The 24,348-nt window shown below is 68.5% G+C and carries 22 protein-coding genes and 1 tRNA gene; 5 read left to right on the top strand and 18 right to left on the bottom strand.

Features of this window, described 5'->3' with window-relative positions:
• Positions 1-14: 14 nt before the first annotated feature.
• The 5 genes from ACHFIV_RS31145 to ACHFIV_RS31125 form a co-directional block, all read right to left on the bottom strand.
• The gene (locus ACHFIV_RS31145; RefSeq protein ID WP_398975932.1) at positions 15-773 is read right to left on the bottom strand and encodes an SDR family NAD(P)-dependent oxidoreductase; all 759 of its coding nucleotides are present in this window, start codon (positions 771-773) and stop codon (positions 15-17) included.
• A 5-nt stretch (positions 774-778) separates the two neighbouring features.
• A complete protein-coding gene (locus ACHFIV_RS31140; RefSeq protein WP_398975930.1) occupies positions 779-2,146 on the bottom strand; it encodes an MFS transporter in 1,368 nt (455 codons plus the stop codon).
• 110 nt (positions 2,147-2,256) lie between these two features.
• Positions 2,257-2,841, bottom strand: coding sequence for a TetR/AcrR family transcriptional regulator (locus ACHFIV_RS31135; RefSeq protein ID WP_398975928.1), 585 nt, complete (start codon positions 2,839-2,841; stop codon positions 2,257-2,259).
• A gap of 264 nt (positions 2,842-3,105) precedes the next feature.
• Positions 3,106-3,321 carry a DUF6243 family protein gene (locus ACHFIV_RS31130; RefSeq protein ID WP_398975926.1) on the bottom strand — a complete coding sequence of 72 codons (216 nt, stop codon included), beginning with the start codon at positions 3,319-3,321 and terminating at the stop codon, positions 3,106-3,108.
• Between the two features lie 391 nt (positions 3,322-3,712).
• Positions 3,713-4,486, bottom strand: coding sequence for an SCO6745 family protein (locus ACHFIV_RS31125; protein WP_398975924.1), 774 nt, complete (start codon positions 4,484-4,486; stop codon positions 3,713-3,715).
• A gap of 43 nt (positions 4,487-4,529) precedes the next feature.
• Here ACHFIV_RS31125 and ACHFIV_RS31120 point away from each other — a divergent pair, with 43 nt between their 5' ends.
• Positions 4,530-5,441: a LysR family transcriptional regulator gene (locus tag ACHFIV_RS31120; protein WP_398975922.1), complete on the top strand. Its 912-nt coding sequence runs from the start codon at positions 4,530-4,532 to the stop codon at positions 5,439-5,441.
• Between the two features lie 2 nt (positions 5,442-5,443).
• On the opposite strand, the gene ACHFIV_RS31115 is transcribed toward ACHFIV_RS31120, so the two are convergent.
• Both ACHFIV_RS31115 and ACHFIV_RS31110 read right to left on the bottom strand, forming a co-directional pair.
• Positions 5,444-5,755, bottom strand: coding sequence for an NIPSNAP family protein (locus tag ACHFIV_RS31115; RefSeq protein WP_398975920.1), 312 nt, complete (start codon positions 5,753-5,755; stop codon positions 5,444-5,446).
• Between the two features lie 88 nt (positions 5,756-5,843).
• Positions 5,844-6,014: a hypothetical protein gene (locus tag ACHFIV_RS31110; protein WP_398975918.1), complete on the bottom strand. Its 171-nt coding sequence runs from the start codon at positions 6,012-6,014 to the stop codon at positions 5,844-5,846.
• A gap of 212 nt (positions 6,015-6,226) precedes the next feature.
• Here ACHFIV_RS31110 and ACHFIV_RS31105 point away from each other — a divergent pair, with 212 nt between their 5' ends.
• Both ACHFIV_RS31105 and ACHFIV_RS31100 read left to right on the top strand, forming a co-directional pair.
• Positions 6,227-6,868, top strand: a complete 642-nt coding sequence (locus tag ACHFIV_RS31105; RefSeq protein ID WP_398975916.1) for an SMI1/KNR4 family protein — start codon at positions 6,227-6,229, stop codon at positions 6,866-6,868.
• A 369-nt stretch (positions 6,869-7,237) separates the two neighbouring features.
• Positions 7,238-10,456 carry an FG-GAP-like repeat-containing protein gene (locus ACHFIV_RS31100; RefSeq protein ID WP_398975914.1) on the top strand — a complete coding sequence of 1,073 codons (3,219 nt, stop codon included), beginning with the start codon at positions 7,238-7,240 and terminating at the stop codon, positions 10,454-10,456.
• A gap of 607 nt (positions 10,457-11,063) precedes the next feature.
• Here ACHFIV_RS31100 and ACHFIV_RS31095 read toward each other — a convergent pair.
• The 10 genes from ACHFIV_RS31095 to ACHFIV_RS31050 form a co-directional block, all read right to left on the bottom strand.
• Positions 11,064-11,735: a nucleotidyl transferase AbiEii/AbiGii toxin family protein gene (locus tag ACHFIV_RS31095; RefSeq protein ID WP_398975912.1), complete on the bottom strand. Its 672-nt coding sequence runs from the start codon at positions 11,733-11,735 to the stop codon at positions 11,064-11,066.
• Positions 11,732-12,079 (bottom strand): transcriptional regulator, encoded by a 348-nt coding sequence (locus ACHFIV_RS31090; RefSeq protein WP_398975910.1) that lies wholly within the window; start codon positions 12,077-12,079, stop codon positions 11,732-11,734. The genes ACHFIV_RS31095 and ACHFIV_RS31090 overlap by 4 nt, the downstream gene beginning before the upstream one ends.
• A gap of 338 nt (positions 12,080-12,417) precedes the next feature.
• Positions 12,418-12,906 carry a hypothetical protein gene (locus tag ACHFIV_RS31085; RefSeq protein WP_398975908.1) on the bottom strand — a complete coding sequence of 163 codons (489 nt, stop codon included), beginning with the start codon at positions 12,904-12,906 and terminating at the stop codon, positions 12,418-12,420.
• A 41-nt stretch (positions 12,907-12,947) separates the two neighbouring features.
• Complete coding sequence (locus ACHFIV_RS31080; protein ID WP_398975906.1) at positions 12,948-13,511, bottom strand: hypothetical protein; 564 nt, start codon at positions 13,509-13,511, stop codon at positions 12,948-12,950.
• A 217-nt stretch (positions 13,512-13,728) separates the two neighbouring features.
• Positions 13,729-14,112: a DUF6193 family natural product biosynthesis protein gene (locus ACHFIV_RS31075; RefSeq protein WP_398975905.1), complete on the bottom strand. Its 384-nt coding sequence runs from the start codon at positions 14,110-14,112 to the stop codon at positions 13,729-13,731.
• Complete coding sequence (locus ACHFIV_RS31070) at positions 14,102-18,922, bottom strand: RHS repeat-associated core domain-containing protein (protein ID WP_398975902.1); 4,821 nt, start codon at positions 18,920-18,922, stop codon at positions 14,102-14,104. The genes ACHFIV_RS31075 and ACHFIV_RS31070 overlap by 11 nt, the downstream gene beginning before the upstream one ends.
• A gap of 790 nt (positions 18,923-19,712) precedes the next feature.
• A complete protein-coding gene (locus ACHFIV_RS31065; RefSeq protein WP_398975901.1) occupies positions 19,713-20,114 on the bottom strand; it encodes a DNA-binding protein in 402 nt (133 codons plus the stop codon).
• Positions 20,111-20,359 carry a hypothetical protein gene (locus tag ACHFIV_RS31060; RefSeq protein ID WP_398975899.1) on the bottom strand — a complete coding sequence of 83 codons (249 nt, stop codon included), beginning with the start codon at positions 20,357-20,359 and terminating at the stop codon, positions 20,111-20,113. Before ACHFIV_RS31060 ends, ACHFIV_RS31065 begins: the two co-directional genes overlap by 4 nt.
• 127 nt (positions 20,360-20,486) lie before the next feature.
• Positions 20,487-21,038, bottom strand: coding sequence for a hypothetical protein (locus ACHFIV_RS31055; RefSeq protein ID WP_398975897.1), 552 nt, complete (start codon positions 21,036-21,038; stop codon positions 20,487-20,489).
• Between the two features lie 521 nt (positions 21,039-21,559).
• A tRNA-Gly gene (locus tag ACHFIV_RS31050) sits at positions 21,560-21,633 on the bottom strand.
• A gap of 491 nt (positions 21,634-22,124) precedes the next feature.
• Between ACHFIV_RS31050 and dcd the strand changes: the two genes are divergently transcribed.
• Together dcd and ACHFIV_RS31040 are read left to right on the top strand one after the other, a co-directional pair.
• Complete coding sequence (dcd, locus tag ACHFIV_RS31045) at positions 22,125-22,700, top strand: dCTP deaminase (RefSeq protein ID WP_033296629.1); 576 nt, start codon at positions 22,125-22,127, stop codon at positions 22,698-22,700.
• Between the two features lie 6 nt (positions 22,701-22,706).
• The gene (locus ACHFIV_RS31040; RefSeq protein WP_398975895.1) at positions 22,707-23,207 is read left to right on the top strand and encodes a phosphoribosyltransferase; all 501 of its coding nucleotides are present in this window, start codon (positions 22,707-22,709) and stop codon (positions 23,205-23,207) included.
• Positions 23,208-23,279: 72 nt separating this feature from the next.
• On the opposite strand, the gene ACHFIV_RS31035 is transcribed toward ACHFIV_RS31040, so the two are convergent.
• Complete coding sequence (locus ACHFIV_RS31035) at positions 23,280-24,206, bottom strand: Yip1 family protein (RefSeq protein WP_398975893.1); 927 nt, start codon at positions 24,204-24,206, stop codon at positions 23,280-23,282.
• Positions 24,207-24,348 lie beyond the last annotated feature (142 nt).

Genomic DNA, 24,348 nt, shown 5'->3' with positions numbered 1-24,348 from the left:
CGTAAGGCGAACCGTCAGGCTGACGCCCCACTGTCGACGACCAGGTCGGTGCCGACCACCGCGCCGGCCATGGGCGAGGCGAGGTACAGCACCGCGGCCGCCACCTCCTCCGCCTCCGCGACCCGGCCGAGCGGGTTCTCCGACTTCACCCGCTCCGCACGGTCGGCCTCGCTCTCACCGGGCCGTAGTGACATGGGCGCGGCGGACGCGCCCGGGCTCACGGCGTTGATGCGGATGCCCTGGTGCACGTGGTCGAGGGCGGCGGCGCGGGTCAGCGCGGACACTGCTGCCTTCGAGGTGATGTACGCGGCGGCGTTCGGGACGCGCAGGTGTGCGCCCAGGTTGGAGGAGACGTTGACGATGACCCCGCCGCCGTTCTCCTTCATGTGGGCGATCTCGTGCTTCATGGCCAGCCAGACGCCGGTGACGTTGGTCCGCAGCACCGCGTCCCAGTCCTCCTCGCTGACCTCTCCGACCGGTACGGTGCCGCGGAGTATCCCGGCGTTGTTGACCGCGATGTCGAGCCCGCCGAAGCGGGTGACAGTCGCGTGCACGAGATCCCGGAGCAGGCCGGAGTCGGTGACGTCGGCGGTGACGGCGGCAGCCGTGCCACCGGCCGCCTCGATGAGGCCGACGGTCTCGTCCAGGGAGGCCGCGGTGCGGCCCGTGGCGACCACGGACGCACCCTCGGCGGCGAATGCGAGCGCGATGGCCCGGCCCAGGCCGGAGCCCGCGCCGGTGACGAGCGCGGTTCTGCCGGTGAAGCGGTTCATTTCCGTCAACTCCTTGGATCAGCGGATGAGATGGTGCGGTGGTTCAGGAGGGCGACGACGGCGAGGGAGACGCCCGTCGCGCCGAGGGACCAGGCGTCACTGCCGAGCGTGAGCAGGACGGCGAAGAGGACGGTCGGGCCGAGTTCCATCGCACTGTTCAGCACGCTGCCCGCCAGCCCGGTCTGCTGCTGAGGTACGTCGTCGGCAGCGAGTACGGCGGCGCCCCCGAAGGAGGCCGCGGCGCCGACCGGCAACAGCACGAGACCCGGCAGCAGCGCGTACGCGTAAGGGATGTGCGCGTGGAGTCCGGTGCAGGCCAGGAGAGCGATCCCGGCCGCGCCGGTGACGAGTCCGGCGGTCGTCACGGCACGGGCTCCGTACCGGACGATGAGCGGGCCGACTGCCCGGCCGGAGGCGATCAACGCGATGGCGAACGGCACGAAGGCGACGGAGGTCTGCAGAGGTGACCAGTCGCGTGTCTGCTGCAGGTGGAGTGAGAGGACCACGAAGGTCATCCCGGTCCCACACGCGCTCAGCGCGATGGCCGCGAGGGCGAGGGCCCGTCGCCGGTCGAGCAGGAAGGCGGCCGGTAACAGCGGGTCGCCGCTCCGGCGTTCGGTGATCACGAAGGCGACGAGCAGCGCGGTCCCGCCGAGCAGGGGCACGAGCACGCCGGCCGATGACCAGGGCCGGGTGTCGGTGACGACGAGCCCGTAACTGGTGAGGACGATCCCCGCTGTGGCGAGCACGGCACCCGGCACGTCGAGAGCCCTGCCCCGGTGCGGAGCGGTGGGCGGCAGTAACCGGGACGTGAGGGTGAGGGCCGCCGCCGCGACCACGAGGGGCACGGCGAAGGTCCAGCGCCACGAGAGCACCGACAGGATGACGCCCGAGAGCAGGTTGCCGGCGGTCGCGCCCAGTGCGGAGAGCCCGCCCCAGGTGGCCATGGCCCCGCGGTACGCCGTGGGGGAGGGGGATATCGCGCGCAGCACCGCCATGGCGGCGGGCGCGATGAGGGCCGCACCGGCGCCCTGTGCGAAACGGGCCGCGAGCAGGGCCCCGATGCCGGGAGCGAACGGGGCGACGGCGGAGGCGACGCCGAAGAGAGCGAGTCCCGCGGTGAGGACGCGGCGCCCGCCGCAACGGTCGGTGAGGCGCCCACCGAAGAGCAGAAGCCCGGCGAAGGTCAGTCCGTAGGCCGAACTGAGCAGGATCAGGTCGGGCCGCTGCAAGCCGAACTCCCGGCCGATGTGAGGCAGCGGCACGGCGATCGCGGAGAGCGTGAAGATCAGGGAGACCTGGATGCTGCCGAGGAGGGCGAAGGCGTGCCGGCGCCGCACGTCGACGACGTGGGTGGCTCCTTGGGCGGTCATGCCTCTCCCTCATATTTGAACGAACGGTCTAGTATTTGGGCATGGGCATGAGTCGCTGGCGTGAGTGGCGGGCGTGAGTGGCGGGCCGGAACCGGCCCGGCGCGCGTGGGTCAGTCCAGCAGGGTCAGTGCCTGTTCGGCCGCGTCCCGCACCCGGGCGGGATCGCTGGACGCCTTCCCGACGACGCGTACGCCTTGCAGCAGGACGAGCAGCATGCGGGCCAGCGCCCGGGGGTCGCGATCCTCGGGAAGCTCACCCTGGGCCTGGGCCCGTACGAGCGCTGAGTGCAGCGGGATCTCGAGGTGCTCCCAGCTGATTTCGACCCGCCGTGCCGCCGCGGAATCGTGCGGGGCCAGCTCGGCCGCGGTGTTGGTGATGAGGCAGCCGTGCAGCCGGCCTTCGGGGGAGCCGGCTTCCGAGGCGAAGCGGCGCACCACGGCCCGGACGGCGGGCAGTGCGGGCCCCGGTCGGGAGAGCTCGGCCAGGAGGATCGGATCGTGTCCCTCGGAGTACCGGTCCATGGCCTTCAGGTACAGCTCGTGCTTGTTGCCGAAGGTGGCGTAGATGCTGGCGCGACCGATGCCGAGGTGCTCGACGAGGTCGGCCATCGACGTCGCTTCGTAGCCGCGCTGCCAGAACAGCTCGACGGCCGCCTGCAGTGCGGCGTCCGGATCGAATTCCTTGGTCCTGGCCACATCGAGACCCTAGACCGATGCAGAACGATCGGTCAATAAAGGGGGCGCGTGACCGACACGTTCGCATGCCAAGGGTGCGTGAGGGCGGGGCACGGCGTACCGGCTCGGCCGGGACGGGAGGGGCCCCCGGGCCGGCAGAGACGCGGGTGGGGGGCCGGGAGCTGGGCCGGAATGGCCGCACCCGGACGTCGGCAGGGCCCGCACCGCTACGCGCGGTACGGGCCCTGCCGACGTGGTGCGGTGCCGCCGCGCGGCGGCGGTGCGTCAGCTCTGTGCGGTGTCGTCGTCCGTCTGCCCGGAGCCTTCGGCCGCGCCTGCCTTCTCGCGCATCTTGCGCACCAGCTCCGCCTTCTGTTCGGCCGCACCTCGGCGGTCGAGGTTGCGGTGCGGGCCGTTGTTCTGCCGTTCGGCGCGGGACAGCTTCTTGCGCTGGCCGCCGCCCATGCCCACGGGGTTGTTGATGTTCTTGCTCACGGTCACGGGTTCTCCCGGTAAAGAAGTGAAGTGGTCCACGGATTGATCGGTGGGGGCCGGGCGATGACGTCGAAGGGCGTCCGCGTGGCCCCTCATGGTCTCACCCGTGGTGCGGGCCGCCGGACTGGTCCAGATCACGCGGAAGGCCGTGACCGCGGCCAGGGATCCGATCACGGGCGGGTGACGAGGGCGGCAGCCGAGCCCCGAGCTCGGGAACCGACGGTGCGGGGGCATGGGCCGCGCCGATGCGACGGAGCCCGCCGGTCCCAGGTCCACCGGGCCGCGTCCGCTGCCCCGCACCGGGCGAGGGATCTGAGGGGCCTGCCAGGCGTGCCTTCAGCGCGGTCGGCGCAGTCCGCGGACGGGCTCGCGTTCCGTCGTTGCACCTGGGGTCCGGTCATGGGGTCGGAGGTGCGGTCAAGGCGTCGACCATCCGGGCGAACTCAGCGCGTTGCCGGTCGTTCAGCGTGCCGTACAGAGGCGCTTGCAGCTCGTCGGTGAGCTGCTCGGCACGCCGCCACCGGGGAATCAAGGCCGCGGTGACGGGGTGGGGCTCCTGCCAGCCGTAGTGGGTTGCCCGCTCGGCGCCGAGGTTGATGATCATGGCCGCGCGGGCGCTCAGCCCGCACAGGCGTACCGCCGCCAGGTGGCAGGCGCCGCGGTGCTCCCGCAGCACGTGGACGCGCTGCATGGCCGTGCCGACCGGATCGTCCGCAGGGCAGGGCTGCGCGCGCCAGCCGGCGAACAGAGGCAGTGCGTCCCCGTCGGCGGCATCGATCAACTGCTGTGCCAGGCGGTTGAAGTGCTCCACGTCGACGCGGGCGGGGATGTGGTCGCGCCCCCACGTACGGACGGCCTGTGCGTAGCAGGAGGCGGCTTCCTCCGCCGGCATCACGGCACGTCCGTCCAGCCAGCCCGCGGTGACCAGGTGGGGGCCGAGGAAGCCCTGCACCGCCTGTACCACCGGGGCCGGAGCCTCGCCGAGCACCCCGAACCGGCCGCGGCAGTAGAAGCCGCGCCCTGGGGAGAACCCGGCACGCAGCCCCAGGGCGGCGGTCACCTCGTCGGACATGAACTCATCCCCGAAATCGTGGATGGGCCGGGCAACCGCGGCGATGCAGTCGAAGATCTCCATGCGCTGACGGTCGCCCACCGTGACGTAACAGGTCAAGGGGGTATTTCCTGAGGGGACCTTTTAGTTAATCTATTGATTCATGTGGGATATCCGCCGTCTGCACACACTCAGGACCGTTGCCGCCCGTGGCTCGATCACCGCGGCCGCCCAGTCGTTGGCGCTGACCGCCGGTGCCGTGTCCCAGCAGCTGTCCGCGCTGCGGAACGAGGTGGGCGTCGATCTGCTGCGCCCTGACGGGCGGACCGTGGCACTGACGGAGGCGGGCCGGGTGCTCCTCGAGCACGCCGACGGGATCTTCGCGGCCGTGCACCAGGCCGAGAACGCCGTCGCGGCGGTCAAGGGCACAGTCGGCGCCGCCCTCACTCTCGCCGCGCTGCCGTCGACCGTCGCCCGCATCGTGGCACCCGCACTGACCGCGCTGGGTTCGCACCACCCGCAGCTGACCGTGACCTGCCTCGTCACCGACCAGGCGCAACTGCGGGAACTGACGCTCGGCACCGTCGACGTGGTGCTCGGGCAGAGGTACCACCACCTGCCCGATACCGCACCCAGGGGCATCGACGTCACGCCGCTGCTCGACGATCCGTTGCTCGTCGTCACGGCGGCGGACCAGGGCGATGAGCGGCCCGTCGCCTTGCGGGAACTGGCCACGCACAACCTCGCCGTGCCACCTCCCACCACGGACTGCGGACAGGCCGTCCAGCACGCCTGTCAGCAGGCAGGCTTCACCCCCACGGCGCGCTACCTCACCGCCGACATCGCCGCCCAGCTCACCCTCGCACAAGCCGGCCTCGCCACCGCGCTCGTTCCCCGGACGGCCATCGCCCCGGACACACCCGGAATCCGCAAGGTGCCCATCGGCGATCATCCGATCCTTCGCCGGCTGTTCGCCGCGACGCGTCACACCGGGACCGCGAACCCCACGACCGCGGCTGTCGTCGCAGCGCTGGACGCAGCCGCGCGGCGGGACAGCACCACCTACCTTCCGTAGACCTAGGACAGACCGTCGAGCGGCCTGAGGAAGCGGCGCTCGTAGCGTTTGATGCAGCGGGTCTCACGCGCCAGTTCGAACGCCTGCTGGCACTCCGGGTCGGTCATGCTGTCCGACCGGTACTGCTCGTACGTGGCCAGACTGGGGAAGGAGAACAAGGCGTACGCGATGTCGCTGTCGCCCTCACTCGGCAGGAAGTAACCGTGGTGCGTCCCGCCGAAGCGGTTGACGAGCCGGACCCAGCGACGACCGTACTCCTCGAAACTCTCGAGCTTGTCGACGTCGATCTCGTACTTCAGATGAATGGTGATCACGCCTGCATGATGCCGCGTCCCGCACGGGCAGCAGCACGGCCGCCCACCGCCACGACGCCACGGGGCATGAGGGGGATGTCCTGGACGCTCACGGCGCAGGTTCCAGCACCCCCCGTACACCTGGCGCCGTCAGGCCCCTGATGGCGCGGACTCCTGAACCGGAAGCCCGGGTGACGACGATCTGCGGGTCGGCGTGGCGGCGCAAGAGGGTGTGGACGAGCGAGCCGCGTCCGCCCGTCAGATCCACGAACTGGGCCACCGGGGGCTCATGGAGGCCAGCAGCGGACGGTCGTCCAGTGCGGGAGCGAGGCGTCGGGCGTCACTTGCCCAGAAGTACGCGTCTTCGGCAGTGACCGGTTCCGCACGGACACGCCTCACCGGGCCACCGCCTGTCAGTCGGAGGCTTCCAGGCACAGCCGCCGAACCGCTGTGCCCGGAGGCTGTCAGTCCCTGGTGGCAGGATGCCGTGCCATGGCATCACCGATCAGTGAGTCGTGGACGCGCATCGAGAACTGGCTGGCCGAGCACGCGCCGACGACCTACGCCGCGCTGGCACCGCCCGCAAACCCGGCGGACATCGCCGCGACCGAACGCCTCGTCGGGCGCCCGCTCCTGAGGCCTTTGGTGACGTCACTGCTCCGGCACGACGGACTCCTCGACCGCTGGTGCTCGCTGCTGCCAGGGTCCTACCGACCGATGAGCGCACGTGAGATGGCGGATGAGTGGAAACTCCTCACCGGCTTCTACGACAAGCGCACGGCGGACGAACAAGGAGAGGAGGTGGACCACGACTTCATGACCGTCGGGTCGAGCAGCGTCCTGTACGGACATCCGCAGTTGATCCCCATCGCGCGGGAGTCCGGCGGAGGTTACCTGGTACTGGACCACCGTCCGGAGCCGGACCGGGGGCGCGTCCACGAAGCCGAGGCGACGGACGGTGTGCTGCGTCGATCACACCAGGTGTGGACTTCCTTGCCGGTCCTCATGGAGGCGATCGCCACCTCTTTCGAGACCGCCCGGCCTCTCGACGACTACACGCCCGTGGTGGACGAGGAGCAGAGACTGCACTGGAGCTTCACGCCGTTGCATGCCCGGACCATGCGCCCGTCATGACCCGGCGGCGGACCATTGCGACGTCTGAACGCCCACCCTTCCTCGTACGGAGGTGCTCACCGCCCATCGCCGCCTCGCACGTGACTACGAGACCAGTCCGGCCGCTCTCGTCCGGTACCACCGCCCGCCCGGGAAGGCGGTCGTCCTGCGTGTCGACGTCAAGGCCCGGATGCAGCACTGGACCCGTCCCAGCGCGTGCTGCCGTCCGGCAGGCGGCCCGGGACAGACCGGCTGCGACCAGTTCTTGAACGGGTTCGAAACCAGCTGCCGTGTGATGATCCCCCCTGGTACTGTCGCCCTCTCGCGCGGGGACGAGTGGCCGTTCCACTGGCGCCCCCTGCGGTGATCACCTTGGGGAGGGGCTCTTTCATGATTCGTTCGCTGCACAGACGGGCCACGCGCCGGAAGCGCGTGCTCGGCCGTATCGCTCTCACCGTCACGCTTGCTGTGACCGCCGGAATGGGCACCGCTGTGGGAGCGGCTGTCGCCGAACCCGGCGGCGCGTCCACCGATGCCGTCGTCGTCAGCCCAGGCGCACGTTTCGTGCCCCGTGCCACCATCGTCCTGAACGCCGGCGAGACCGGATTCCTCACCGCGCAGGAGGGAGACGACCGCCTCCGTTGGATCGACTACGCCACCGGTGCGACGACCGTCCTCGACCACCGGCTGCCCGAGCCGCTCGCCTACGACGTGGACGAGTTCCGCTTCGCCCAGTACCCGGCGGACTTCGGCCACGGCTCCGACACCGTCGCCCTCTACGCGGAGTCCCCGACTCCGCACGTGTCGCTCCAGCAGCGGGCCGACGGCGGATCGTCGACCACGGTCGCCATCCCGGAGGGCCAGACGTACGTCGCGACCTACGGCGACACCGTCATCACCCGGACCGGTACCGAGAAGGCCGTGACGGGCCTGCACCTCCTGCGCCTGGAGAACGGCGAGGTGCGGGACCGGAGCCTGGAGGGCCTGCCGGAGGGATGGAACCTGTCCATCAGCGAGGGTGACGCCCGGTCCGTGGCCGTCCGCGGCATCAAGTGGGAGGACACCACGATGTCCCAGGGGTGGTGGGTCGTCGACCTCGCCACCGGAAGCGTGAAGGCGCTCTCCACGCAGGGAGAGAGCGTCTCCTTCGACCGCGACACCGTCTTCCACGTCGGCGCCCCGTCCAGCGACGCCGCCCAGGTGTACCGCCGTGACGACCTGGACGCGGAGCCGGCCACCGTCGACCTGCGGGACGTGGCCTCGTACGACGACGTCGTACGGCGACTCGGCGACGGCTTCGTCACCGTGACCCCGCCCAGCCCGGGCAACGAAGGCGGGTACCGGGGGAACCACCTCGTCCTGCGCGACGCCGGGGGGAGCTGGGAGTCCCTGCTGGCCGTCGCCTCCCCCTCGGTGCACCGCACGCCCGACGGCTCGCTCATGGTCGCCGGCGCGGAGGAGAAAGCCACTTACGGTGCCCTCGACTGGGGGTACTACCTCTTCACCCCCGCCGCGGACGGCACCGTCACGCGCAAGCGCCTGGCGGACATAGAGGACCGGGAAGCCAAGCCGGCCGGCATCTCGCTGGGCAGCGGCATCCTCACCACGGCCGATGACTCGAAGCACTACGACCCCGGTACGACCATCGGCGGCTACCGGAGCACCTGGCTCAAGACCTCCGGACGTCCGGAGGAGCTCGAATCGACCGTCGACGGGACTGTGTCCGGCCGGGACGAGGACTGCAGCCCCACCCAAGGCATTCACTGTGTGACCATGTTCGCCGGCGGCGACGGGCATCACGGCCGCAGGGCCGGGACCGAGCAGGACGTCACCATGCTCTACCGGAACGGCGCAGCTCCGTGGGGGCCGCAGGTGGACTCCGGACTCTTCAGCCCGCAACTCATCGACCTCTCCGGCCGGTTCGGCGTCGTGAACCAGGCATCGGGCGGCCGGCAGGCGATCCTGCACTTCAAGGACGCCGCCACCGGGGAAGTGCTCCAGAAGCGGGAGCCGGTCGCGGCCTCCGTCTGGGGCAACACGCTGTGGAGCGCCCTCGGCCGGTGGGACGACACCAGCTCGGGCGTGCCGACCGGGGTAACGGCGCAGAACCTCTCGACCGGTGTCGCCGGTGAGTCCTTCGATCCGGGTTGTGTCGCCAGTGACGTGCAGGCCGTGGGCCGTTGGGTGTACTGGCGTTGCAGCAACTACTGGCACGACTTCAAGGGCGCCGGCGTCTACGACCGTCAGGCCAAGCGTTCCCTGAAGCTCGGGCCCGACGAGACACTCCTCGGCGACGGCTACCTGGTCCACCGCTCGGAAGCGGCCGGCCTCACCCTCGTCGACCTGCACGACGGACTCCCGGCCAGCGGCAATGAGGCCGACCTGCCGCGGCGCGTGGTCGCCACCGCAGCCGAGCTTGGTGACCGCACCGGCCGACGCTCCGGGTGGACCGTCGACCGCTTCGGCGGTCACGTCGCGTACACGGGCGCGGATCGCCGGGTGCGGGTCGTCCCGTCCGGCGTTCCGGCCTCCCCCATCGCCGTCATCGACGCAGACACCCCCGCCATGGACATCAACGCCGGTGCGTGGAAGCCGCGCTGGTGGCTGTCGAAGCCTGCGGGGTCGTGGACACTGACGCTGAAGAACAAGGCGACCGGGCAGACCGTACGGACGCTCTCCGGTGGGGAGGCCCGAGGGCTGGTCGCGCCGTCGTGGGACGGCAAGGACGCGGCCGGCAGGTACGTAACGAGCGGGGACCACACCTGGACCCTGACCGCGAATCCCGCTGACGGTGTCCAGGCGGAGCTTTCCGTCCTCGGGACGGTGCCGGTGACCGGCGGTGCGGCCGTGCGCCGCGACTATGTCGGCGACGGCGGCCACCCGGACCTCTACGCCCGCGGCACCGACGGCTCCCTGCTCGTCTACCAGGGCAACTCCTCCAGCACGGTGTCGGCGAAGGCCGACGGCGGCATCTGGCCGACCACCTCCACCATCGTCCCCTTCGGCGACTCCGTCGGCGACGGCGCCAACGACACCCTGGTCACCGACCAGGACGGCTACCTGTACCGCTACTCCCCCGAGCGCGGCAAGGTCGTCACCCCGGGCGCCCCGCACACGAAGATCGGCAGCGGCTGGAGGGCCTTCGACGGCCTGACCTACTCGGGCGACCTCACCTGCGACGGCATCCCGGACCTGGTGGCCCGGCAGACCGCGACGGGTGACCTGTACCTCTACGCGGGCACCGAGGCGGGCGGCTTCACCCGCACCGGCCGGATCGGCACCAGCTGGAACAGCCTGACCATCGTCGGAGCGGGTGACCTCAACGCCGACAAGCACGCCGACCTCGTCGCCCGTGCCACCAACGGCGACCTCTATCGCTACTACGGCACCGGCAAGGGCACCATCTCCTCCGGTACGAAGATCGGCTCCGGCTGGGGTGGCATGGCCGACTTCGTCGGCATCGGCGACCTCACCGGCGACGGCAGGGACGACATTCTCGGCCGCACCAAGACCGGCTATCTGTACCGCTATGCCGGCAACGGCACCGGAGGCATCGGCTCCGGCGTCAAGATCGGCAGCGGCTGGACGAGCTTCTCCAGCGTGCGATAGGGCACCAAGGCGTAGGTCCCGCTGGACGTCCGTCCAGCGGGACCTACGCCTTCTCTGCGGCTGCTCGGCTCCGCCTGGGTGGAAGACAGCCGGGACGGGAGCCCACCACTCTCGTCACGTATCCGCCGATCCTCCCGGACGGCACCCCTCCTATGCCGGGGTGGGAGCGACCCCACCCGACCTGAGGCCGCATGGCGCCTGTCCGGGGGGCAAAGGGGTCTGTCCATCCACCGCCGTAAGTGCCGCCGATCACCTGCATTCGGTGACGAAGCGCGCAACGTCGCAGGGCCGATGGCGTCGAGGTGGTGTGCGTTCCCCTGGCTGGGGCGTGGTCGGGATGAAAGCCCCCGGCCACTGGCCTGGGGCTTTTTCATGGAGCGGGTGACGAGAATCGAACTCGCGCTCTGATCTTGGGAATCAACGGTTCTTGAACTGCTGTGCGGCTCTGACCTGCATGTTTGCTTGGATCGGTCGAGGCTTACGTGGTCTCTGGGCGCTGTGCTTGACCGCTGTTGTCCGCTCCGAAGGGCACGGATGGGGCACAGCCGTTGTGGGCTGAGCAGCATGAGGTGCGTCCTGCCGAGCGTGGCCGGTCTGTGTGCGGCCCTCAGTCTTCGTGCGGAGCCTCCTGCTCCTGGAGTCGTTCGCCGATGTCGCCGGCCCATGTCTGTGCCCACTGCCGCAGCCTGGTGATTGTTTGCTCGTTGAGTCCGTAGGCGGCGAATTCCGTGTCGTCGATCCAGTCGGCTCCGCCCAGTCGAGCTTGCAGCTCGCTCAGGTCGAAGGAGTCGCGGGCATGGCGCCGTCCGAGCTCCTCGAGTTCGACGTGACTCCAGTGGTTCGCTGCGGCCTGAACGTCGATCAGGTCTCTGGCGAGCCCGCGGTCGGACAGTGCGCGGACCTTGGTTCCAACGACATCTTCGAGTGACAGCACCAAGCCGTGCTCGGTGTGCACAGGCGGTCGCCAGAGGGCTTCCTTGAGGATGTCGACTTCGCACTCTTCACGGCTGGTGGGATCGGTGACGATCAGGCGCGCGGACAGCGGGTCTGTTTCCAGAGCGCTGACCTGCCACCCGCGCTGCTCCAAGCCGATGCGCACAGCAGTCGCAATGTCCTCCATGCGCTCGGGGTTCTCGGTCGCGACGTCGAGGTCCTGGCTGAGTCGGTCGACCAGGCCGTGCGCTTGGACCGCGTAGCCACCGGTAAGCGCCAGAGGGTATGCACCGCCTACGGCAAGCACGTCTGCGAGCAAGCGACGGTGCAGGTCGGTGAGGTTCACGCCGCGGCCCGGGCGCTGTGAGCCAACTCGTCGAAGGAGCGTTCCCAGACTTCACGAACATCACGGCTGATCAGTGTGCGCAATGTGGGCCACAAGCTGACTAGGAGGCCACGATTGAGATATCGGACCAGATCATCGTGCTGGCCCTCGGCCAGCACGATGCGGTAGTAGCTCATCCGCAGCCGCGGCTGATCGAGGTCGAAAGTGGTCAGTCCCGACCACGCCAGGTGGAGTGGCAGGCTCACTGTGCCGTGCTCGGGGCCGGCGAGCTCGGAGAGCGCCGCAGGTGCGCGCCGGGCAAACTTGGCACGGCGGAGATCGGAAGGGCTGGGCTGTGATGCCATACCCCGATTATCCAGGGAGGAGGCGCTGGGGGCCGACCGGACGGTGACAAGGTGCCGCATACAAAGAAGCCCCCGGCCACTGGCCTGGGGCTTTCATGGGGCGGGTGACGAGACTCGCACTCGCGCTCTGACCTTGGAAATCAACGGTTCCTGGGTAGCCAAAGCAGCTCTGAGCTGGATGTTTGCCCCGGGTGGGCGTGGTTGGTGTGGTCTCTGGGCGCCGTACACGACCCCTGTTGTCCGCTCTGCTGGGCACGGATGGGGCATGAGCGGGGGCGCCTGGGATGTCCGCTGCGGTGCGCACCGGCGTCGGTGTGGACGCCGGTGCGCGCTCACGCTCACCACCAGTGAGAGCAGTCCTCCGCAGAGAGCTCCGCGACCGCTGCGTCAGTCACGCCCTCGAGGTCCGGGATGTATGGGCGGACTTCGGGCAGTGGTGTGCAGAAGGTGACGTTGGAGGTCAGGTGTGCCTCGTCGGTGTCGGCGAAGGAGAACGAGACGTAGGACTTCACCGCTGTGTCGCCGAAGTGCTCCTGTGCGGCATGCAGGCAGGCGGCGACGTAGGCCAGGCACCTCCGTACGAGAAGCGGCGCGCGTTCGTCCGTCGCAGTGGGCAGGTCGTAGTCCGTCATTCCCCTGCCGTTGACCGTGGTTTCCTGCGTGAGCCTGTCGGAGTACTCCGGGAGGTTCTCAGGGAGGAGGTCGGTCAGTACCCGCCCGCCGGCGGGCGTCAAAGACCATCCTCGCTCCGCGACTTCACGGAACATGGGAGGGATGTCCTGGACGCTCAGTCCTGCGGTGTCCGTCTCCTGCAGGAGCGCCCTCATTCGAGCATTGCTTCGCATATACCAGTCACCGCCGAGCGGTGTCAGCGCGTAGGTCCCCGCTCTGCAGACCACACCGCCAACTTCTGGAGCACAGGGCCCTCGACCCGGACCGCGCCCGCGGTGTATGCGGCCCAGAGCAGTTCCTGGCAGCCGAAGAAGGATTCCCCCCAGCTGTCCACCCAGATGTGGACGAGGGACGATCCGGCCGGTGTGGCGTCCCACCACTCCCAGCCCCGGGAGTCTTCGTCAGGGTCGAAGCGGTACAGCCAGTCCTGCAATTCCCACGGCCGGCCTCCCCCCGTGTGCTCCACGTATCCCTCGAAACCGGTTCTGGCGAACTGCGGGGCGCGCTCTTCGTTCCGGGAACTGACGGCCGCGAACCAGACCGGAACATCGTCGACCGGCAGGCTCTCCTGCTCGAAGTCCGCAGTGGCCCCCAGCCGGACAGCAGGCGCAAGGGCGGAACGCAGACGCTGCCCGTACTCCGCGGCGTCGCCGGAGACATCGACGACGAAGAGAGAAAGGACGGGCGGAGCGGAGTCCCCACTCGGCCGCTCCTGGAGCCGCCGGAATTCTTCGGCCAGGCTGTCGCTCGTGTGCATCATTTGAGAAATTTACCCTTCTTGGACCACGCGTCCCGAGCCCGGAATAACTTGCTGGTGTTTCAGCAGCGGCATGAGGACTGCATGGGCGTGCACCGGATCGTCGGTGCGACGATCCGGAGCCCATCCACGATGCGCTCGGCCTCTTCAGGCCGCCAAAACAAACAAGCTGCCTGGGGCCGCGAGGAGTGCTGCCCTTGTTGCCTTACGGAGGCTGGGCTCACAGGTCGTCAACCGTTCCCTCGGTTGCAGGCCCCCAGTCCCCGGGCACGGTTGCGGCAAGTAGCGCGACCGCCTCCGGGGCCGTGTCCGCCACACCTACTTCGCGAAAGCCGGACTCACCCGTTTCCCACATGCGAATGACGGAGTAGCGCCCGTCGCGCCGCCTGAAGAGGGAGGGTACGTCCCGGGACCACGGGTACCGCGTGCAGCGGCTGAACTGAAGAGATCCGTGACTGATGAGCGGGAAGAGTGAACGCAATTTTGAATTCGCGAAAGCTGCTCGCGTAAGGGTCGGATCGATCACGCTTGATGGTTCCGAAAGTACGCTTTGCCACTCCCTGGCAACTGATTCGGGGACGCTGGCATCAATCTCATCCGCCATTCGCTTGCTCTCTCTTGAGTCTGAGGTACTCGGGATCCAATTCCATGATGTTTGGTTTATCGATATGGATGGGCTCGTTGCCCGAGTACCAAGATCTTTCTTCCCATGGGCGCCCGTCGGGTTTGGCGTAACCATCGGCCACGTCGGTTTCGTAGGCTCGAACCGCACGGGCCACCACGCTCATCTCCCATGCCGTGCCATTACCTGCATCGGGCCAGCGGTCTCTGTTCCCCAGGCCGTATTTATCCCCTTGCTCCACGGCTACTCTGAATGCTTCGACAATGGTTTCCGGCGTATTCCAATTTCCGGACTCCTTGGCTCGATTGGGCATTCCGTCCAGGGTTATGGAAAGTGTCGTATCGCGGTCATTCACCGCAGAGGTGACATTCGTCATCCATACAGGCCCCCCGGGCCCTTCGTCGCCATAGTTGCTGTCATTGTATGTGTGGGCGCCGGGATCTCCATTATCGCGCAGGTGTGCGGCGAGGTTGTTGGAATGCCCACCAGGGCGGTTGACGCCGAGCACCACGCTGTGCCGGTGCTCTCCGCTCCGGTGGGGGCAGCCTGCCAGCCCCAGCGGGTCGATCCACCGGGTCGGGTTGTCGACGTAGGTGACCGGGTTCGGGGCCGGGATCAGGCCGAGTGGGTCCGGGGAGAGGTAGCGTCCCGACTCGGGGTCGTAGTGGCGGTGGCGGTTGTAGTGGAGGCCTGATTCCGGGTCGAAGTACTGGCCCGGGAAGCGCAGCGGGGTGTAGGCGTCGGCGCCGCGGTTCCATGAGGTGGCTCCCCACAGGGTGGCGCGGGTGTGCCACGCGATCTCGCCTTGCTCGTCGATGAGTTCGCGTGGTGTGCCGATGAGGTCGGTGACGATCGCGAAGAAGCGGCGGTCGACCTCCCCCCGGCCCAGAAGGCGGCGCTCCACCTGGGTGACCGGCTTCACCCCGTCGTGGTCCCAGGTGAGGGCGACGGAGTCCGTGGAGCCCGTGATGGTGGTGGTCTGTTCGCAAAGGGTGTCGCCGTCCCAGGTGAAGGTCACTTCCTCGGTGACCGTCGTCCCGTCCGTCGACAGGCGCTGTTTCGTCGTGCGGCGTCCCAAGGCGTCGTAGTGGTAGCGCCAACGCGTGCCGTCCGGTGTGGTGACGGAGACTAGGCGGTCCTCGGCGTCCCAGCCGTAGTGCCAGGTGTCGGGCTTGCGGGAGAGGCGGGCCTTCTGGCGCAGGGTCACGCGCCCTTGGACGTCGTGTTCGTAGCGGACGCGGCCCGCTCGGGTGATGCGGGTGCCGGCGTACTCGCGTGGACCGGTGGCGTCGTCCGCGCCGGGCCAGGTGGCGGAAGTCTGGTTCCCGGCCTCGTCGTACGCGTATCGCTCCGACCAGTTCTCCGCTGTGACGCCCGTGACGCGGCCCTCACGGGTCACTTCCAGCTGCTTGTGCCCGCCGGTCAGTTCATCGACCGAGGTGAGGTGGCCGTCGGCGCGATACGTGTACGAGCGGCGCTGGAGAATCCGGTCGCCGCGGGCGCGGACACGCTGATCGGTGAGGCGGCCCGCAGGGTCGTAGGCGTGCTCTACGGTCAGGGCGTCGCCGATCCGGCGGGTCGTCTCGCGGCCCGTCTCGTCGAAGGCGAAGACGACCTGATGGCCCGAGGTGTTCAGCTCGGCCTGCGGACCGGTTGGGAAGGACCAGGTGCTGACCGCGCCGGACGGGGTGACCCGGCGGGTACGGCGCCCGGTCTCGTCGTAGGTGTTGGTCAGTGTGCGGCCGTCGCAGGTTTCGCTCAGGACTCTGCCCGAGCTGTCCCGTACGTACGAAAGTTCGGTGTCCGGGCCCGTCGCCGAGGCGAGACGGCCGTGGACGTCGTAGGTGAATCGGGTGACCGCGCCGTCGGCGTCCTTGGCGGTGACGCGGCCCGCCGTGTCGCGCTCGTAGCGGACTGTCTGGCCCGCGGCGTTCGTGCGGGAGGTGAGCTGTCCGCAGGCGTCGTGTGCATAGCGGAGCGAGCGGCCGTCGAAGTCGGTTTCCGAGCTGAGGCGGCCTGCCGAGTCGTAGGTGTAGCCCCAGGTCAGCCCCTCAGGGTCGGTGACACGGGAGATGCGCAGCTCGGTGTCGTGCGTGAACTCTTGGCGCACTCCGTCGGGTGTGGTGCGGGCGGAGACCAGATCGAAGTGCGTGTACTCGAAGCGGGTCTCACCACCGGCCGCGTCGGTGTGGGTGAGGCAGTTGCCCTCGCCGTCGTACGTCCAGGACTGCTGTGCGCCGTCCGGGTCAGTACGTCGGGCGAGTTTGCCTTCGAGGGTCCATTCCAGCTCGGTGGTGCGGCCCTGGGGATCGGTGATGGTTATCGCGCGTCCGAAGGCGTCGCGGGTGTAGTGGGCGACCGCGCCGAGCGGGCCGCGGATGGCCAGGGGGAGGCCGGCCGCGTCGCAGCGCAACCGGTCCAGCGCGCCCAAGGAGTCGTCGACGCCGGTGAGGTGGCCGTTCGGGCCGTGGGAGAGTCGAGTGGTGGACCCGTCCGGCCGGGTGAAGAGCGTCGGGTTGCCTCGGTCGTCGTACTCCTGCCGTGAGGTGGCGCCGTCCGAACCGGTGACAGCGGCGAGCTGGTTCAGCTCGTTGTACTCGACCGTGGCCGAGCTGCCGTCGGGGTGCTGGATGCGGGTGGGATTCCCGTGGTCGTCGTAGGTGTAGGTGGTGGTCCGGCCGAGCGGATCCGTCCGGGAGAGGAGCCGGTCGTAACGGTCGAAGGTGCGGTGGGTGACACAGCCCAGCGGATCTGCCTCCGCGACGGCCTGCAGCCGGTCGTTGAAGTGGTGGACCTTGGTCGCCCCGAGGGAGTCCGTGTACCGGGTGACGCGATCGCCCGTCTCGGGGTGGGTGTCGTACGTGAATGTGGACGAGAGGTAGCCGTCCGGGCCGGTCGTGCGGACGACGCGGCCGGCATCGTCGTACACGTAGCGGAACGTGGAGTCGTTGCGGTCGGTCCAGGAGGTGATCCGGGCGTCCGGGTCGTACGTGAAGCGAAGCGGCAGCCCGGAGGAGTTGACCACGCCGTCAAGATTGCCCGGAGCGTCGTAGTAGTAGCGCATGACGGTGACTAGGCCGTCCGGGGTGCGCAGCGCCAGTTCGCGCACCCGGGCGTCCTCGATGACCAGGGCGACCCGGTAGCCCCCGGAGTGGACGACTGCTGTGGGACTGCCGTCGCTGAGGCGCGCGAAGCTGATGCGGTTGTGGTTGCGGTCCTCGATCGCCCGGAGCCAGTAAGCCGGGGACGCGTTGTACGGTCCGCCCTGGAAGGAGCGGGTCAGGCCCGAGTGCGGGTCGGTGACGTAGTAGGTGGTCTGCCCGTTGTACTGGCCTCCGTGCAGCAGGGGCAGCCGAGCGCCCTCCACGGGCATGACGCCGCCGGTGTCGTCGGGCAGCGGCAACTGCGGATAGATGAGAAGCGAGCCGTCCTCACGGGCCCAGACCGCACCGGCACCGAGCGCGTCGAGCTCGATCCCTTCGTCCAGTGTGGATGCCCAGCTCCGGCCGAACCACTGACCGTACCGGTAGGCGGAGAGGTGAGTGCGACGGAGGACGAGAGGAAGGGTCCCCGGCAGTGACAGGTCGGTCTGGGGCAGGGTCATCTCGCCGGTGGCGACGTCTACCGGGTCGTTCTCGCAGGTCTTCTTCTCCAGCGATATGGCATTGCGCCGGGGCTCGTCCTTGGAATTGTTCAGAGCGTCCGGCTTGGTGCGGGTGGAGTCCCGGCGTTCCTCGGGGCGGTGGTCAGTGGCGTCGCCCTTGTCGCGAACCTTGCCCGGGGGGCCGATCCCGTCCTTGATGTCGAGATCGATCTTCTTCTGGATGGTGGAGATCTCTTTGACTGCCTTCGGCAGTGATTCGCCGAGGTGATCTCCCATCGCTTTGTTCGCCTTGCCGAGGGCTTTCATCGCCTTGTCGATCACCGGGTCGAGCGCACCGGCGATGTCGTCCTTGCCCCGGGTCCGGCCATGGTGGGACTTCGCAGTGGCCAACCTGCCCGCGGTCTTGCCGTGCATGTCGATGCTGACCAGGTGCAGCTTCGTGCCCGCGCGGTCGTGCTCCGAGTGCTCGATATGAACACCCTTGCCGGACACAGGACCGGGCGCCGTGCCGGCGGAAGCGAGCTGCAGGGAATCCTTGGCGCCCTCCACGCCCTCCTTGAAGCCCTCTTTGCCCGACTGGCCGACCTGGTTCATGTCGACGCCGTTCTGGAGCCCCATCGCGTTGGCGCCGATCTGCACCACCAGGTCCGCGGCCATGTTCTCCAGGGCGGCGACGGCGGGCTCGGTCATCGCGGAGACGATGTAGCCGACGACCTCTTCCATGCACTCCTTGATGATGCGGCGGATGGCCTGCTGGGCGACTGCGATCGCCGCTCCGCCGATGAGCATGGACAGCCCACCGGTCACCGGTATCAGCGCCATTGAGATGCCGGCCTTGCCGGCAAGGACGCCCAGGTGGACGATCGCCGCATACTTCATGGCCTCGATAGCCATTGCCGCGTTGTCGAGGGCGCCTGCGATCGTGCGGGCGGCGCCGGCGATGTCCTTGATGTGCTTGTCCTTGACCTTGCCCCAGTGACCGCTGAGCGCATCAAGGGCCTCGCCGTGGCCGGACGACAGCAGACGCTGCACATGCTGGTTGGCGAGGAAGCCGTCGTCCTCCATGTCATCTGCGAACTCACGCAGGGAGACGGCCATGTCCCGATATGCGTCCTCGTCGACGTTCGGCCAGTTGATGCCGATGACGTCGAGCATGGTGTCGGCCCAGTCGGGCACAGTTACGGCCACAGTGTGAAATCCCCCCGTACCAGACTGCGTTCGCAGAATGCGTAAGCGAACAGGATGTCATTCTGACGCTGTGAGGCCAAGGTCGTTCTTGGCCTACCCGCACCGGCAGGTGATGCGGTGGTGTCTGCGTCTCGGCGAAGCGGACCACGTCTTCATAGGACCGGGCGCCGAAGCGCGGCTATGTGCACTTTCCGTGAGAGTCTGCCGGATGGCCTATGGCCGAGCTGGCAGCCCGAGTGGCCCTTCAGCGGGGTCGTGGTCGAGCGGCGACGAAGGCCCGAAAAGTGTCCTCACAGTGCATTCGCTAATGGCCAAGGCGCTCATAAGCCGTGCTGACGGTTCCAGAGGGCAACGAGCTGACGGCTTGCGCTCCGCGGTCTTCGCGAGATCCGTCGCGCCCTGTTGGTCGGTGCCATTCCGCGGAACGCTGTGTGCCGGTGGCCTGGGTGACCCCGCGCACACCGCCGGGCGAAGGCTGACGAAAAGACTTCAGGTGTGGGTATGGCACGAGGTGCCTAAACTGGTCCGGACAACAAAGAAGCCCCCGGCCGCTGGCCTGGGGCTTTTGGTTCGAGCGGTGGAGCGGCTGACGAGAATCGAACTCGCGCTCTGAGCTTGGGAATCAACGGTTCTTAAACGGTTGCAGGGGCTCTGACCTGCGGTTTCGGATTGGGCAGGTGGATGGCTCCCGGTCTCTGGGAGCCGTATCTGACCGCTGTGTCCGCTCTGCTGGGCACGGATGGGGCACGAGAGCTGGCAGTGCGACGCGTGCTCCGGGCGTGCGGACTGGTCACAGGGGGATGATGCGGACGTGGTTGCCGCAGAGCTTGGTCATGTCATCGCTGTCGGATGTCAGCAGGGCGAGGGGCTTCGGCTGGCGGAGCGCGACCTCGGCGACCGTGGCGTCGATGGCGTACTTGTGCCCGTGCAGCCCGGCGGCTTTGAGGAGCTCAGCCGCCGCTTTCGCCGCTTGCTCGGTGACGGGCTCCACCTTGATGCGGGAGAGGGCCCAGTTCAGGCGGGGCATGTTGGTGCGGGAGTGGGTGGCTTCCACGATGGTGTTGGCCCCGATCACGAGGTCGGCTCCCATGTCGTGGAAGACCTGAAGCATCGCGAGGAGCTTGCGGTCCTGCGCGATCCAGGCAGAGAGTCCTTCCGAGTCCAGGACAACGGTTTCGATGCGCTCGCTCACGCGGCATCCGCGCCCGTGGAGGTGCCGGCGGAGCCGAAGATCTTCGCGCGGGCCTCGGCGAGCTCCTCGTCGCTGAAGCCGCCGTGCTCTTCCTCGTGACGGCGGAGGTCGTCGCCCAGAAGCTGGTGGCGGATCTGGCGGGCCACGGCTTCCGCTACATAGCCGGAGACGTTGTCCGTGAGCTTGCGGATCTCCGCCACCTGGTCGCTGGGGAGCGTGACGGTGATGCGAGTCGTTGAGGACATGCGGTAAGCATACTGGAGTATGCGTGCAGGCATTTTGCGGCACCGACCCTTCTGGTCAAGGTTTCGCGACCGGAGGGTGCGGTTTCCGGCGCCGGGAGTACGAGCCCGCCGACCATGCGCGTATCGGTCAGAAGGGCGGTTCGAGATAGCTGCGGCCATCACCGTGCGGCCCCCAGTCCCAGGACTCCTCCAGGAAAGGCTCGGAGTCGGGGGCTTCGTGGCCCCACGCTTCGAGCGTCCTCCGGGCAACACGCCGGTTGGGGTCGTCGCCGCTGGTGTCCAGGATGGCGCGCGCGTGCACGGCGAGGTGATCGCGGTGTTCGGCGAGCGCGGGGTGCTCGGCGAGGATGAGCGCGGCGATAACGGCGGCTTCGCGCACGTCCTCGTGGCTGTCTCGGAGGAAGGGCGAGACCGCCCGGTAGAGCATCGGGCGCAGGTCCCAGAAGGACGCCACGACGGTGCCGGGGGTCAGGAAGCCAGGGAAGTACTGTTCCATGCGGCTCGCAACCTCGTCGGAGGCGTCGTAAGCCGTGGAAACCAACCAGTTCAACAGTGCCGCGCGGATGGGGACCTTGCGATAGGGCCGGGGGGTCGTAGCCGACGGGTGGGTGAGGATGCCGGCGACATACATGGCGACGGGAGCGGTGGCTTTGTAGATGGTGTTCTGGTGGCCGACCATCTCACCTAGCTCTGACAGAGCGTTGACCTGGGCCCTGGGGTCGGGTGTCAGCAGCCGTGTAAGGACCTCGGGGAGGTCCTCACCGTTCCCGAAAGGCGTCTCGAGCGAACCCCAATCAGTCTCCGACAGGACTATCTGGTAAGGCGGCAAGTCGGGCTCGCGGGGTGCGCCGCCGGCAGCTGTGGTTCACAGGCAAAACCTAGACCAGACGGCGGATGCAATTCTCATGGTCTACGGCGGTGCGGACGGACGTCGCCGTCTGTGCCAGGCAGGCCGCGGAGTTGACCACGGGCAGGCCTGCTGAAGGGGCCACCACGCCGGAAGCGGGCATGCGGGCCGTCGTTCTGTTGGCCTTTCTCGCCTGGAGCGGCAGCGCGAGGTGGCGGCCGGCCTCGACCAGCTCGTGCGAGCCCGGCGTGAAGCGGCGGATGGCCAGGCATCTGGCACGGATATGGCACGAGGTACCTGAACTGATCCAGAGAACAAAGAAGCCCCCGGCCGCTGGCCTAGGGGCTTTTTCATGGAGCGGGTGACGAGAATCGAACTCGCGCTCTGAGCTTGGGAAGCTCATGTTCTACCATTAAACTACACCCGCGTAGCTGCCGGTGATCGGCGATGCATCGTCCCACACTGTACCCCATCGCAGGCCCCCGGCGTGGCCGCCGCAGGGTCCCGGGGTCTTTCCGGAGTGTGGATGCGGGTGCGGCCCGGGGGAGTTGGGGGCGTAGCCTGGGCGACCGGAGAGCCGCCTGGAGCGGCGTCCTGTTCATCCCCTAATGTGGCGGTCTCGTCCAAGGCTGGTTGGGGAAGGGACTTGATGTCGTCGATGGAGCGCACCGTCGTCCGCTGTGCCGAGGGGCACGTGTTCACCACCTCTTCGTTCCCGATGCAGCAGCTCGGGTCCGAGCGGATCGGTCCCGGGCGGCTCATCCGCTGTCCGCGCTGTGCGCGGTTGAGGCAGGCCGTCCCCGTGGTGCTCGGGGAGCGGTAGTTCCTGTGGCGTTCGAGGAAGCGCCGCAGGTGTGAGTCAGGCGCGCGGGGCGGTCCGGTTGGGGTCGGCTCGCGCGTTCTGCGTATCCTCGGTGCGTGCTTCTCTCAGATAAGGACCTCCGGGCCGAGATCGATGCCGGGCGGGTTCGCATTGACCCGTTCGACGCTTCGATGGTGCAGCCCTCGAGCATCGATGTGCGGCTCGACCGCTACTTCCGGGTGTTCGAGAACCACCGCTATCCGCATATCGATCCCGCCGTCGAGCAGGTGGACCTGACCCGTCAGGTCGAGCCGGACGGTGACGAGGCGTTCATCCTCCACCCCGGGGAGTTCGTCCTGGCCTCGACCTACGAGGTCATCTCGCTCCCCGATGACCTGGCGTCGCGGCTGGAGGGGAAGAGCTCGCTGGGGCGGCTCGGGCTGGTGACGCACTCCACGGCCGGGTTCATCGACCCCGGGTTCTCCGGGCACGTCACCCTGGAGCTGTCGAATCTGGCGACGTTGCCGATAAAGCTCTGGCCGGGAATGAAGATCGGGCAGCTGTGCATGTTCCGGCTGACCTCCTCCTCGGAATTCCCGTACGGATCCGAGCGCTACGGATCGCGCTATCAGGGCCAGCGAGGGCCGACCGCCTCGCGTTCTTACATGAATTTCCACAGGACTCAGGTGTGATGCGGCATGGCTGGTGAGACGCGGGAGAATCTGACGTACGAGGCCTTCGGGCACGCCGTACGGGAGCTGGCGCAGGCGGTGGCCGACGACGGCTACGAGCCGGACGTCGTGCTGAGCATCGCGCGGGGTGGTGTGTTCGTCGCGGGCGGGCTGGCGTATGCCCTGGACTGCAAGAACATCCATCTGGTGAACGTCGAGTTCTACACCGGGGTGGGGACCACGCTGGAAATGCCGGTCATGCTGGCGCCCGTCCCGAACGCGATCGACTTCACGCGGAAGAAGGTCCTCATCGCCGACGACGTCGCCGATACGGGCAAGACGCTGAAGTTGGTCCGCGACTTCTGCATCGACCACGTGGCCGAGGTCCGCAGCGCGGTCATCTACGAGAAGCCGCAGTCGCTCGTGAAGTGCGAGTACGTGTGGAAGAAGACCGACCAGTGGATCAACTTCCCGTGGAGCGTGGAGAAGCCCGTCGTGCGCCGTGAGGGCCAGGTCCTCGACTCCTAGGCGGGACCGGACGCGGAACGGGAGGGACCCCGGTGCGACGCACCGGGGTCCCTTCCACGCGTCGGGCCCGGATCAGATCGTGCCGAGCTTGATGATCGAGAGCAGGGCGATCAGCTGGATCGCGGAGGCGCCCAGGGCCTTCGGCCACGGCAGGTCGTGCGACTTGCTGACCATCGAGGTGAACAGCGCTCCGGCCGCCAGCCAGGTGATCCAGCCGAGGATCTGGACCAGGGAGTTCTCGCCGCCGAGGAAGAGGGCGAAGATCAGGCGGGGTGCGTCCGTGATCGACATGATGAGCATGGACAGGCCGACGGTCGGCTGCCAGGAGCCCGTGCCGCCCAGCTGGCGGGCCAGGGTGTGGGTGACCGCGCCGAGGACCAGTCCGCCGATGACGAAGCCGACGCCCGTGAAGATCACGTACGGGGCGGCCGTGGAGACCTCCGCGTGGATCGCCTCGTCGCGCGCCTGGTCGAACCCGAAGAGCGCGAGCAGGCCGTAGACGAACGTGACGACGATCGCGGTGCCCCAGACGGGGTAGTCGCGCATCTGCCAGAACGTCGGGCCGGGCCGCATCACGATGCCGCTCAGGAGCTGCTTCCAGTGCAGCCTGGGCCCCGAGGGGTGCGCGGGGGCCTGGCCGGCCTGGTAGGTGCTCCCGTCGCCGTACGGGTCCTCGTTGATGCTGAACGCCTGGGTGTGACCCGGGGCGTTGGCATACGGGTCCTGCTGCGAGGGCCGGTGGTGCGGGTCGCCGAAGTACTCCGGTTCGCCGTGCCCGCCTGCGTTCCCGTTCCCACCCCCGTGTCCGTTGCCGCGTTGCCCGCCGCCGTAGGAGGCGCCCTGAGGGCCTCCGTACGGTGCGCCGGTGCCTCCTGCCGGGGGCCACGACTGCCCGCCGTACGGCGGCGGTGAAGCCTGTGCGCCGTACGGCTGTTGCTGCTGCGGGTGTTGTTGCGGTGTGCGGTTGTCCCGGCCGCGTCCGATCCTGAATCCAGCCACACATCGAACGTACCTGGTCCGTGCGGGTGCGGTGTGGGGGCCGGGGGAACGCGGGGCCCTTTGCGGCCTAGCTGTGACATCCCCTAGGGGAACCCCGGGGGGCCCGCACCACCTCCCGGAGGGGTCCCCGGCAGCCCCCGGG

Origin of the sequence: Streptomyces sp. ALB3 (genome assembly GCF_044385685.1) — a bacterium.
Lineage (GTDB): Bacteria > Actinomycetota > Actinomycetes > Streptomycetales > Streptomycetaceae > Streptomyces.
This window is presented reverse-complemented; position numbering and strand designations above follow the sequence as displayed.

Bases quoted from the DNA above. Each gene is read 5' to 3' on its own strand.
- ACHFIV_RS31145 (WP_398975932.1), bottom strand. From the start codon at position 773: ATGAACCGCTTCACCGGCAGAACCGCGCTCGTCACCGGCGCGGGCTCC.
- ACHFIV_RS31140 (WP_398975930.1), bottom strand. From the start codon at position 2,146: ATGACCGCCCAAGGAGCCACCCACGTCGTCGACGTGCGGCGCCGGCAC.
- ACHFIV_RS31120 (WP_398975922.1), top strand. From the start codon at position 4,530: ATGTGGGATATCCGCCGTCTGCACACACTCAGGACCGTTGCCGCCCGT.
- ACHFIV_RS31105 (WP_398975916.1), top strand. From the start codon at position 6,227: ATGGCATCACCGATCAGTGAGTCGTGGACGCGCATCGAGAACTGGCTG.
- ACHFIV_RS31100 (WP_398975914.1), top strand. From the start codon at position 7,238: ATGATTCGTTCGCTGCACAGACGGGCCACGCGCCGGAAGCGCGTGCTC.
- ACHFIV_RS31090 (WP_398975910.1), bottom strand. From the start codon at position 12,079: ATGGCATCACAGCCCAGCCCTTCCGATCTCCGCCGTGCCAAGTTTGCC.
- ACHFIV_RS31085 (WP_398975908.1), bottom strand. From the start codon at position 12,906: ATGAGGGCGCTCCTGCAGGAGACGGACACCGCAGGACTGAGCGTCCAG.
- ACHFIV_RS31080 (WP_398975906.1), bottom strand. From the start codon at position 13,511: ATGATGCACACGAGCGACAGCCTGGCCGAAGAATTCCGGCGGCTCCAG.
- ACHFIV_RS31075 (WP_398975905.1), bottom strand. From the start codon at position 14,112: ATGGCGGATGAGATTGATGCCAGCGTCCCCGAATCAGTTGCCAGGGAG.
- ACHFIV_RS31060 (WP_398975899.1), bottom strand. From the start codon at position 20,359: ATGTCCTCAACGACTCGCATCACCGTCACGCTCCCCAGCGACCAGGTG.
- ACHFIV_RS31055 (WP_398975897.1), bottom strand. From the start codon at position 21,038: ATGGTCGGCCACCAGAACACCATCTACAAAGCCACCGCTCCCGTCGCC.
- ACHFIV_RS31040 (WP_398975895.1), top strand. From the start codon at position 22,707: ATGGCTGGTGAGACGCGGGAGAATCTGACGTACGAGGCCTTCGGGCAC.